Below are 500 nucleotides of genomic sequence, written 5' to 3'. Positions count from 1 at the left end.
CGCTTGTGCTTGCTGATTCTGAAGCAGACTTGCTTGCTGAGTCAGATGTTGAAGCACTTGTGCTTGCTGATTCAGATGCACTGATTGAAGCAGAGATGCTGTTGCTCAAGCTTGTTGACTCTGATACAGATGCGCTTGTTGACGCTGATGCACTATTGCTTGCACTTGTGCTTGCTGATTCTGATGCAGACTTGCTTGCTGAGTCAGATGTTGATGCACTGTTGCTTACGCTTGTGCTTGCTGAGTTAGAAGCACTGATTGAAGCAGAGATGCTGTTGCTCAAGCTTGTTGAATCTGATACAGATGCGCTTGTTGATGCTGAAGCACTGTTGCTTGCGCTTGTGCTTGCTGAGTCAGATGCTGATGCACTGTTGCTTGCGCTTGCGCTAACTGATTCTGATGCGCTGATTGAAGCAGAGATGCTGTTGCTTGCGCTTGTGCTTGCTGATTCTGAAGCAGACTTGCTTGCTGAGTCAGATGTTGATGCACTGTTGCTTGCG

The 500-nt window shown here is 47.8% G+C and carries 1 protein-coding gene; it reads left to right on the top strand.

The window, feature by feature from the left end:
- The coding region (locus D8802_RS10260; RefSeq protein ID WP_185758238.1) for a hypothetical protein at positions 1-500 on the top strand (500 nt) is incomplete at both ends.

This window comes from Streptococcus oralis (genome assembly GCF_003943395.1).
In the GTDB taxonomy this organism is placed as follows: domain Bacteria; phylum Bacillota; class Bacilli; order Lactobacillales; family Streptococcaceae; genus Streptococcus; species Streptococcus oralis_BF.
This window is presented reverse-complemented; position numbering and strand designations above follow the sequence as displayed.